The organism is Mycobacterium sp. (assembly GCF_044370595.1).
In the GTDB taxonomy this organism is placed as follows: Bacteria; Actinomycetota; Actinomycetes; order Mycobacteriales; family Mycobacteriaceae; genus Mycobacterium.
Window position 1 is genome coordinate 21,162 of record NZ_JBILVF010000029.1, and the last position, 9,529, is coordinate 30,690.

Genomic DNA, 9,529 nt, shown 5'->3' on the forward strand with positions numbered 1-9,529 from the left:
GATGGGGGGCATGGCCTGGATGATCGACGGCGCAGGACTGCACCACCTGGTCGACGAACTACGCCGCCGCAACTTCAGAGTGATCGGGCCGACCCTGCGGGACAACGCGATCGTGCTCGACGAGATCGAAAGCGCCGCCGAATTACCGCACGGCTGGGGGGTGGACACCGCACCCGGCAGCTACCGTGTCCGGCCCCGGGCCGACACAGCGGCATTCGGGCATTCGGCCGGCCCGCAGTCCTGGAAACAATTCCTGCACCCACCCCGCCAGCGGATCTGGTCTTCCGATGAAGTAGCAGAAGACGATCCGCCTCGATCCGCCTTCCTCGGCGTGCGCGCCTGCGACCTCGCCGCCATCGAGGTGTTGGACGGCGTCCTGGCCGGACCGGCCCATCCGGACAGTTCCTACGTCGGACGGCGGGACGGCACTTTCGTCGTCGCCGTCAACTGCACCGAGCCTGGCGGCCTGTGCTTCTGCGCCTCGATGGGCACCGGGCCGGGCTGTGGACCCGGCTGCCCGGATGGCCCCGCGCAGCCGTCGCGGTATGACCTAGCGCTGACTGAGTTCGCCGACGGCCCCTCGGTCGGCTATCTGGTCGAAGTCGGCACCGAGGCGGGGGCGCAGGTCCTGGAGGCCATCCCGCACCGCACCGCCGAGTCGGCGGAGATCCGGCGCGGGGCTGACGAGATAGCTTCTGCCGCAACACAAATGGGTCGACAGATGCCCGAGACGGACCTGCGCCAACTGCTGATCGACTCACGGGAATCGGCGCACTGGTCGCAGGTCGCCAGCCGATGCCTGACCTGTGGCAATTGCACCATGGTGTGCCCGACCTGTTTCTGTACCTCCACCTCCGAGGTGACCGACCTGACCGGTCAGCACGCGGAACGGTGGATGGAGTGGGCATCATGCTTCGAGTTGGACTTCACCTCCATTCACGAAGGTCCGGTCCGGCAATCGGGACCCTCGCGCTACCGGCACTGGCTGACCCACAAGTTGAGTTCTTGGCATGACCAGTTCGGCACGTCCGGTTGCGTGGGTTGCGGGCGCTGCATCGCCTGGTGTCCCACCGGCATCGACATCACCGAGGAGATGGCGGTTTTCGCCCGCGAGCGGGAGTCCGGGGATGACTGAGACGGCGCTGCGGCCGGCGCTGACGACGATGGCGCCGGTGCCCTACCGCGTGGCGTCCCGGGTGGTCGAAAACGCCGACTCGGTGACCCTGCGTCTGGAGCCGGAGCCGGAGTCGGTCGGGGTGGCGCCACCCGCCCCGGGTCAGTTCATGATGGTGTACGCCTTCGGGGTGGGGGAGATCGCGATCTCAGTCTCCGGCCTGGCCGTGGACGGCGTCATCACCCACACCATCCGCGCTGTCGGCGCGGTCAGCGCTGCGCTGTGCGCCGCCGAGTCCGGTGCCATCGTCGGTGTGCGTGGGCCGTTCGGCACCAGTTGGGGGCTGGAGGAGGCCGCTGGCCGCGACCTCATCGTCGTCGCCGGCGGTGTCGGTCTGGCCCCGCTGCGGCCGGTGGTGCTCGGGGTGCTCTCGCAACGTGAACGCTACGGCAGGGTGGTGGTGGTGGCCGGAGCCCGCACCCAGCGGGAGTTCCTCTTCGGTGCGGAACTGGCTGCTTGGCAACAGCATCCGGATCTGGAACTGCATCAGACCATCGACGTTCCCATCCACGGCTGGCTCGGCGAGACCGGCTTCGTGACCGAACCGTTGCGCAGGCTCACCCTGCACTCCGGGCGAACCACCGCCTTCCTCTGCGGGCCGGAGCCGATGATGGCGCACAGCGCCCGGGCGTTACGGGACAAAGGGGTTGCGGCGCAGAACATCCGGGTCTCTCTGGAGCGGAACATGCAGTGCGGTGTCGGCTGGTGCGGGCACTGTCAACTCGGACCGTTGTTGCTGTGCCGCGACGGTGCGGTGGTGGGATACGACGTCGCTGAACCACTGCTGGAAGTCGAGGAACTCTAGATGACCTGGCGGGCAGCAGCGGAGCGAACCGGGAAGGGGCCGAGCCTCGCCGTGTGGAAGTTCGCCTCCTGCGACGGATGCCAACTGACGCTGCTGGACTGCGAGGACGAGTTGCTGATGCTGGCCGAGCAGGTTCAGATCGCCACCTTCGTCGAAGCGTCCAGTGCCATCGTCGCCGGGCCTTACGACGTCTCGCTGGTCGAAGGCTCCATCAGCACGCCGGTTGACGAGCACAGGATCACGGAGATCCGGGCCCAGTCCGGCGTCCTGGTGGCCATCGGTGCCTGCGCGACCGCCGGCGGGATCCAGGCGCTGCGAAACTTCGCCGACGTCGAGGAGTTCACCTCGGTGGTCTACGCCCGGCCCGACTACATCCGCACCCTGGCCACCTCCACGCCGGCCTCCGCGCACGTAACGGTGGATTACGAGCTGCGCGGCTGCCCGATCGACCGGCGCCAGTTGCTCGACACCCTGGCCGCCTTGCTGGTCGGGCGCAAACCGAAGCTGCCGACGGCCACGGTGTGCACCGAGTGCAAACGGTCCGGGGTCAGCTGTGTGACTGTCGCAGAGGGCATTCCGTGCCTGGGTCCGGTCACCCACGCCGGCTGCGGAGCCCTGTGCCCGCGTCATCACCGCGGCTGCTACGGCTGCTTCGGGCCGATGGCCACCCCGAATATGGGGGCGATGATTCCGTTGCTGCGCCGGGACGGAATGTCCGGCGGGGACGTCGACCGGATGTTCGGGACCTTCAACGTCACCCAGTTCGAGGCGCAACGGAGTGGGGAGTGAACGAATCCGCCCGCACCCTGCGCGTGGGCACCCTGACCCGGGTCGAGGGTGAAGGCGCGCTGCATGTGGAACTGCGCGACGGAAAACCTGAACGCGTCGAACTCAACATTTATGAGCCGCCGCGGTTTTTCGAGGCCTTCTTGCGCGGTCGGTCCTACACCGAGCCCCCCGACCTCACCGCCCGGATCTGCGGCATCTGCCCGGTGGCCTATCAGACCAGCGCCTGCAACGCTATTGAGGACGCCTGCGGGGTGACCCTGGACCCGGAATTGATCGCCCTGCGCCGCCTGCTGTACTGCGGGGAGTGGATTCACAGCCACGTCCTGCACATCTACATGCTGCACGCCCCGGACTTCCTCGGCGCCCCTGATGTGATCACCATCGCCAAGACTCAGCGCCAGGCCGTGGAACGCGGGCTGTCGCTGAAGAAGGCCGGTAATCAGTTGCAGGAACTGATCGGCGGCCGGGCGATCCACCCGGTCAACGTCCGGCTGGGTGGTTTCTACTCGGTGCCGACCCGAACTGACCTCAAACCGATGGCCGAGCAGTTGCGCAGGGCGCTCGACGACGCCCTGGCCACCGTGACGTGGGTGGCTGGCTTCGACTTCCCGGATCTGACGATCGACCATGAATTGCTGGCCCTCACCGCAGACCGCTACCCGCTTGAGGACGGCGTGATCGCCCGCAGCGCGGGGCCGAGTTTTCCGGTGTCGCAATTCAGCGAGCACGTCCGAGAGACCCACGTGCCGCACTCCACCGCTTTGCACGCCACCCTGGACGGCCGGCGCCACCTCACCGGGCCCCTGGCCCGCTACACGCTGAACTACGACAAGCTGTCGCCCCTGGCGAGGGAAACTGCCAGCGCTGCCGGACTGGACTCGCAGTGCCGGAATCCGTTTCGCAGCATCGTCGTTCGTGCCGTCGAGGTGGTGTACGCGGTCGAGGAGGCGCTCCGCATCATCGAGAACTACCAGCGGCCGGTCCACCCCTTCGTTCCGGTCCAGGCCCGGCCCGGTGTCGGGCATGGCGTCAGCGAGGCACCCCGCGGGCTGCTCTACCACCGATACCAGATCGACGCCGACGGGCTGGTGGCCACAGCCCAGATCGTCCCACCGACCGCGCAGAACCAGGCCGCGATCGAGGACGATCTGGCTCAGGTGGTGAGCGCACAAGCCGGACTCGACGATGCGGCGTTGACCGCAATGTGTGAGCGCACGATCCGCAACTACGACCCGTGCATCTCCTGCGCGACGCATTTCCTGACCCTGACGGTGACGCGGCGGTGAATGACGCCCCCGGGCCAGCGGCGGCCCTCATCGGCATCGGCAACGCCCATCGACGCGACGACGGGATAGGCCCGGCTGTGGTGGCCGCTGTCGCGGCGACCAATCCGTCCGGTGTGCGGGTGGTGACCTGCGCGGCTGAACCGACCGCAGTGCTCGAGGCCTGGGAGGGCTGTCGGCTGGCGGTTCTGGTGGACGCCGCGGTGGGGCAGCCTGTCGGCGAAGTACGGACATGTTCGCTGGCCGAACTCGACGAGATCGTCATGCCGGTGAGTTCGCATGACCTGGGCCTGCGGCAGACCTACGAGCTGGCACGCGCACTCGGCCGCGCGCCGGACACGGTGGTGGTGGTCAGCGTCGGCGTGGCTGACACCGGCCACGGAACGGGGCTGAGCCCCGAAGTTGGTTCAGCGCTACCCGAGGCGGTCGGCCTGGTACGCATCCTGCTGTGTGAGCAGCGCCAGGAATCCGCCCACCAGTAGGCGTAACCGCCGCGCGGCATCGTCGACCTCAACGGTGGTGCGTGCCCGCAAGTCCTGTACCGACATCCCCAGCCGGCCGATATCGCCGTCGGCGTCCTCGGCGATCCACTGCTCGACAAGCGCTCCGTCCACCTCAGGGTGGAACTGCAGACCCAACGCCCGACCGTGGATGAACGCTTGCGTGGCGCAGTCGTTGCCAGCTACCTCCACAGCACCCGGGGGAGCAGTGAAGCGGTCGAAATGCCACTGGAACCACGGCCCGGACGGCACCAGGCCAGGTCTGTTGCTGCGAACCTCATGCCAGCCGATCTCCGGGCTGGGTGAACGGCCCACCGTCCCACCGAGCGCACGGGCCAGTAGTTGCCCGCCGAAACAGACACCGAACACGCCGACGCCGCAGGCCAACGCGCGACGCGTCATATCCATTTCCGCGGTGATCCACGGGAGGCTGTCGTCGTAGGCGGCCCACCGTGCGCCGAGTGGCACGATCACGTCATATCCGCTGGGCTCCGGAAACGCCACCTGCACGTACGGATCGTCCGCACGGTCGGCGGGCACGACGTCGAAAATGCTTATCTCAAAACCGTATTCGGTGAAGACGTCACCCAGCAGTGCTTCCGGTGCGGTCGGGTCGTTGCGGATGAACAAGACCTGCTGAGGCACTCATCCACGCTACCGCAGCGGTAACTTTGCGATATGGAACCGCTGGCCCTGGCACTGGTGTGGCTGGTGTTGGTTCTGACGGTCGTCGCCCATTTCGCTTTTCTCATCTATCTGCCCTTGGGTGGATTTCTGGCGCTGCGGTGGCGGCGTTCGATCTGGCTGCATGTGCCGGTGGTGGCTTGGGCGCTCGGCAGCGTGATCGCCCAGTACGGTTGCCCGCTTACCGACCTCGAGCGGTGGGCGCGATCCAGGGCCGGTCTGCCACCGTTGGGGCCGGCGGGTTTTATCGACCACTACCTCACAGACGTGGTCTTCCCGGACGCGGGTACTGGGTTCGCACACGCGGTGGTGTTCACCGCGGTGGTCTTGTCCTGGATTGTCTACCTGTCCGGCCGCAATATCCGACCCTGACTGGACCAGCGAATCGTATTTCCGGAATACTCCTCGGCATGGGCGTATCCACCGGTATCTGGGTCATCACGTGTGTCGCCATCCTCGGGTTGTTCGTCTTCGACTTCTTCGCCCATGTGCGGGTCGCGCATGAACCGACCTTCCGGGAGTCGGCGATCTGGTCGACGGTCTACGTCAGCCTGGCGGTGCTGTTCGGATTCTTCATCTGGTGGCACTGGGGCAGCCAGTACGGCGGGGAGTACTTCGCCGGGTACGTGACCGAGAAAGCGCTGTCGGTGGACAACTTGTTCGTGTTCACCGTGATCATGACCTCGTTCGCGGTGCCGCGGATCTACCAGCAGAAGCTGCTGTTGATCGGCATCGTGATGGCGCTGATCATGCGGGCGGTGTTCATCGCTGTCGGCGCCGCCGCGATCAACACGTTCAGTTGGGTGTTTTACGTCTTCGGCGCTTTCCTGATCCTCACCGCCCTCAAGCTGGCCCGGGAGAGCGGCCACGAGCGTGAGGCCGAGGTGGAACGCGAGAACCGACTGGTCACCCTCGTACGGCGGTTCGTGCCGACCACCGACGACTACGACGGGGACAAGTTCATCACCCGAATTGGCGGCAAGCGGGCCGTCACGCCGATGATGCTGGCGCTGGTGGCGATCGGGTTCACCGATCTGCTCTTCGCGCTGGACTCCATCCCGGCCATCTACGGTCTCACCGAGGAGCCCTACATCGTGTTCACCGCGAACGCCTTCGCGCTGATGGGCCTGCGGCAGCTGTACTTCCTGATCGGCGGGCTGCTCGATCGGTTGATCTACCTGTCAGCGGGTCTGTCGATCATTCTCGGCTTCATCGGTGTGAAGCTGATCCTGCACGCCCTGCACAAGAACACACTGCCGTTCATCAACGGCGGTAACTACGTCGACGTCCCGGAGATCTCGACGGCGATGTCGATCAGCGTCATCGGTGTCGTGCTGTTCATCACCACCGTCGCCAGCCTGGTCCGCACCCGCGGCCGGACGGCCCACCCGGTCCGGGAGGACTCCGACGCCAGCTAGCCGGAAACGCCCCTGGTGGGGAAACTGTGTGTCCGAGGGGGGACTTGAACCCCCACGCCCGTTAATAGGGCACTAGCACCTCAAGCTAGCGCGTCTGCCATTCCGCCACTCGGACTCAACCCACCGCGGGTGGGCGACTAAGGCTATCGGATCGGGACTCGTCCGCTCAAACCAGCTCAAGCCGGGCCGATGCGCTCGGCGATGCTGCGCGCGATGGCCGCTGCCGCGGACGTCGGCCCGTCCAACGCGCACGCCTCGACGTCGACCGCGACGTGTCCCTGGACCGTCAGCGCCCGCTGGCATGACCACTGTTGCGGGCTGCGCTGTTGTCGCGAAACCGTCAGGACGTCGTTGAGGACGCTCACCGGACCGATGGACCAAATCTGTTCGGCCGGCGCAAGTTGGGGCGCATAGGTCAGGTCCCGGTCGGAGCAACCGGCCCAGATCTGACGGGAACGGGCGAAGAAGTCCGCCGCGGCTGTGGCGGAGTCGAACAGCACCACCGCCTGGGTGGCGAAGTGCGCCCAGGACGGTGACGTGGGGGGCTCCCGCAGCACTTGGCCGTGCACCGCCGTCCAGTCCGCATCGGCGTAGACGCCGCGCTGGGCGGCGCCGGCCACGGCCAGGCATCCCGGTCCGCCGGCAATCCCCGCGCTGTCGTCCCACAGAGCGTCGACCTGACGGGTGACGACCATGTCGGGGGCGGACATCGCCGCGCCGACATCGGCGGCGGCCAGCAGCAGATTGGCCAGGTTCTGCACGGTGACCTCCGGCGCCGGGGCGGCCGGACTCGCGGTACCTGCGGTGGTGGTGGCGCAACCCGTCACGGCAACCGTCAGGCTCCACATCGTCCAACTCCATTTGGGGGTCCAACTCCATTTGGGGGTCCAACTCCATTTGGGGGTCCAACTCCATCTGTGGGCCGCCATCGCCGGCGTCCTGCTCTTCATCGGAGTAATTAGAACGCCACGATGTGCGTGTTGTAAATGTGGTTGGAGTTATTGATGTGGTAAGGAGACCGGGCCCGACCGTATCGACGGTCAATGGTAGGAAAGGAGCGTGACGCAGGCGAAGTTGGGCGATGTGACCGGCGAGGTGGTGGAACTGGTCAGCGCCCTGATCCGCTTCGACACCTCCAATACCGGTGATCCGGAAACCACCAAGGGGGAGGCCGACTGCGCCCGGTGGGTGGCCGAGCAACTCCGGGAGGTCGGCTACCAACCGGAGTACATCGAGTCCGGTGCGCCGAACCGGGGCAACGTCTTCGCCCGCCTTGCCGGTGCGGACCCCACTCGCGGCGCCCTGCTCATTCACGGCCATCTCGATGTGGTGCCCGCCGAGGCTGCCGACTGGAGCGTGCACCCGTTCTCCGGGGCGATTTCCGGCGGCTATGTGTGGGGTCGCGGCGCGGTGGACATGAAGGACATGTGCGGCATGATGCTGGCCGTCGCCCGGCACTTCAAACGCGCCGGGGTCGTGCCCCCACGTGACCTGGTATTCGCATTCATCGCCGACGAGGAGCACGGCGGCAAATACGGGGCGCAGTGGCTGGTGGACAACCGCCCGGACCTTTTCGCCGGTGTCAGCGAGGCGGTCGGGGAGGTGGGTGGCTTCTCGATCACCGTGCCCCGCCGCGACGGCGGTGAGCGTCGCCTCTACCTGATCGAGACCGCTGAGAAAGGGCTGCTGTGGATGCGGCTGACCGCCCGCGGCCGGGCCGGCCACGGCTCGATGGTGCACGACGAGAACGCGGTCACCACCATCGCCAATGCCGTTGCGCGCCTCGGCCGCCACCAGTTTCCGCTGGTGCTGACCGACACCGTTGCGCAGTTCCTCGAGGCCGTTTCTGAGGAGACCGGCCTGAGCTTCGACGCCGACGACCTTGAGGGTGCGGTCGCTAAACTCGGTCCGATGGCTCGGATGCTGGGTGCCACCCTTCGTGACACCGCCAATCCGACCATGCTCAAAGCCGGGTACAAGGCCAACGTCATCCCGGCTACCGCCGAGGCTGTTGTCGACTGCCGGGTGTTGCCGGGACGGCAGGCCGCTTTCGAGCGGGAGGTCGACGAACTCATCGGACCGGACGTCACCCGGGAGTGGATTTCCGAATTACCCTCCTATGAGACCAGTTTCGATGGCCTCCTGGTCGACGCGATGAACAACGCGATTCTGGCCGTCGATCCGGAGGCGCGCACGGTGCCCTACATGCTTTCCGGAGGTACCGATGCCAAAGCCTTTGCTCGCCTTGGTATCCGGTGCTTTGGCTTTGCGCCGTTGCGGCTGCCGCCGGAACTGGATTTCGCGGCGCTGTTCCACGGTGTTGACGAGCGGGTGCCTGTTGACGCGCTGCAGTTCGGCGCGGTGGTACTCGAGCACTTCCTCAAGAACTGTTAAGAAGACAGGAGCGATTCGCCATGGCATTTCCGTACAACCCCTACGACTTCCTGCCCGAGCTGCCGGGCTTCGCGCTGAGCAGCGCGGACATCGCCGACGGTCAGCCGCTGAAGAACGCCCAGGTCAGCGGAATCATGGGCGCCGGCGGTGAAGACATCTCCCCGCAGCTGAGCTGGTCGGGTTTTCCCGAAGAGACCCGCAGCTTCGCGGTGACGGTCTTCGACCCCGACGCCCCCACCGCGTCCGGCTTCTGGCACTGGGCGGTGGTCAACCTGCCGGCAACCGTGACCGAGTTGCCCGCCGGGGTTGGCGACGGTTCGGTGCTTCCCGGGGAAGCGCTGACGCTGTGCAATGACGCCGGCATGCGCCGCTATGTCGGCGCGGCCCCGCCCGCGGGGCATGGCTACCACCGGTACTTCGTCGCGGTGCACGCCCTCAGCGTCGAGAAGCTGGACCTCCCGGAGGATGCCAGTCCGGCTTAC

Annotated in this window: 11 protein-coding genes and 1 tRNA gene; 9 read left to right on the forward strand and 3 right to left on the reverse strand. The window is 66.7% G+C overall.

All coding sequences use genetic code 11. The features are described from left to right. Positions 1-19: 19 nt before the first annotated feature. Genes ADBZ5N_RS06455 through ADBZ5N_RS06475 form a run of 5 tightly spaced genes read left to right on the forward strand, consistent with a single transcriptional unit; the run spans position 20 to position 4,533 of the window. Positions 20-1,135, forward strand: a complete 1,116-nt coding sequence (locus ADBZ5N_RS06455; protein ID WP_526256673.1) for a 4Fe-4S dicluster domain-containing protein — start codon at positions 20-22, stop codon at positions 1,133-1,135. After that, entirely contained in the window at positions 1,128-1,979 is an 852-nt protein-coding gene (locus tag ADBZ5N_RS06460) for an FAD/NAD(P)-binding protein (protein ID WP_526256662.1), read from the forward strand. The genes ADBZ5N_RS06455 and ADBZ5N_RS06460 overlap by 8 nt, the downstream gene beginning before the upstream one ends. Further along, positions 1,980-2,768, forward strand: coding sequence for an NADH-quinone oxidoreductase subunit B family protein (locus ADBZ5N_RS06465; RefSeq protein WP_526256663.1), 789 nt, complete (start codon positions 1,980-1,982; stop codon positions 2,766-2,768). It abuts the gene before it with no gap. Beyond that, complete coding sequence (locus ADBZ5N_RS06470) at positions 2,765-4,054, forward strand: Ni/Fe hydrogenase subunit alpha (RefSeq protein WP_526256664.1); 1,290 nt, start codon at positions 2,765-2,767, stop codon at positions 4,052-4,054. The genes ADBZ5N_RS06465 and ADBZ5N_RS06470 overlap by 4 nt, the downstream gene beginning before the upstream one ends. Next, entirely contained in the window at positions 4,051-4,533 is a 483-nt protein-coding gene (locus tag ADBZ5N_RS06475) for a hydrogenase maturation protease (protein ID WP_526256665.1), read from the forward strand. The genes ADBZ5N_RS06470 and ADBZ5N_RS06475 overlap by 4 nt, the downstream gene beginning before the upstream one ends. On the opposite strand, the gene ADBZ5N_RS06480 is transcribed toward ADBZ5N_RS06475, so the two are convergent. Next, positions 4,465-5,196, reverse strand: coding sequence for a type 1 glutamine amidotransferase (locus tag ADBZ5N_RS06480; RefSeq protein ID WP_526256666.1), 732 nt, complete (start codon positions 5,194-5,196; stop codon positions 4,465-4,467). The genes ADBZ5N_RS06475 and ADBZ5N_RS06480 overlap by 69 nt on opposite strands. Before the next feature lie 33 nt (positions 5,197-5,229). Between ADBZ5N_RS06480 and ADBZ5N_RS06485 the strand changes: the two genes are divergently transcribed. Beyond that, positions 5,230-5,607 (forward strand): DUF2784 family protein, encoded by a 378-nt coding sequence (locus ADBZ5N_RS06485; RefSeq protein ID WP_526256667.1) that lies wholly within the window; start codon positions 5,230-5,232, stop codon positions 5,605-5,607. A 38-nt stretch (positions 5,608-5,645) separates the two neighbouring features. Further along, positions 5,646-6,653 (forward strand): TerC family protein, encoded by a 1,008-nt coding sequence (locus ADBZ5N_RS06490; RefSeq protein WP_526256668.1) that lies wholly within the window; start codon positions 5,646-5,648, stop codon positions 6,651-6,653. Between the two features lie 29 nt (positions 6,654-6,682). On the opposite strand, the gene ADBZ5N_RS06495 is transcribed toward ADBZ5N_RS06490, so the two are convergent. Then, positions 6,683-6,768 (reverse strand) — tRNA-Leu (locus tag ADBZ5N_RS06495). Between the two features lie 61 nt (positions 6,769-6,829). Then, on the reverse strand, positions 6,830-7,603 hold the full coding sequence (locus tag ADBZ5N_RS06500; RefSeq protein WP_526256669.1) for a sensor domain-containing protein: 774 nt from the start codon (positions 7,601-7,603) through the stop codon (positions 6,830-6,832). Positions 7,604-7,712: 109 nt separating this feature from the next. On the opposite strand from ADBZ5N_RS06500, the gene ADBZ5N_RS06505 reads away from it, so the two are divergent. After that, on the forward strand, positions 7,713-9,047 hold the full coding sequence (locus tag ADBZ5N_RS06505; protein ID WP_526256670.1) for a M20/M25/M40 family metallo-hydrolase: 1,335 nt from the start codon (positions 7,713-7,715) through the stop codon (positions 9,045-9,047). A gap of 20 nt (positions 9,048-9,067) precedes the next feature. After that, positions 9,068-9,529, forward strand: a 462-nt coding sequence (locus tag ADBZ5N_RS06510) for a YbhB/YbcL family Raf kinase inhibitor-like protein (RefSeq protein ID WP_526256671.1), incomplete at its 3' end; no start/stop codon positions are given.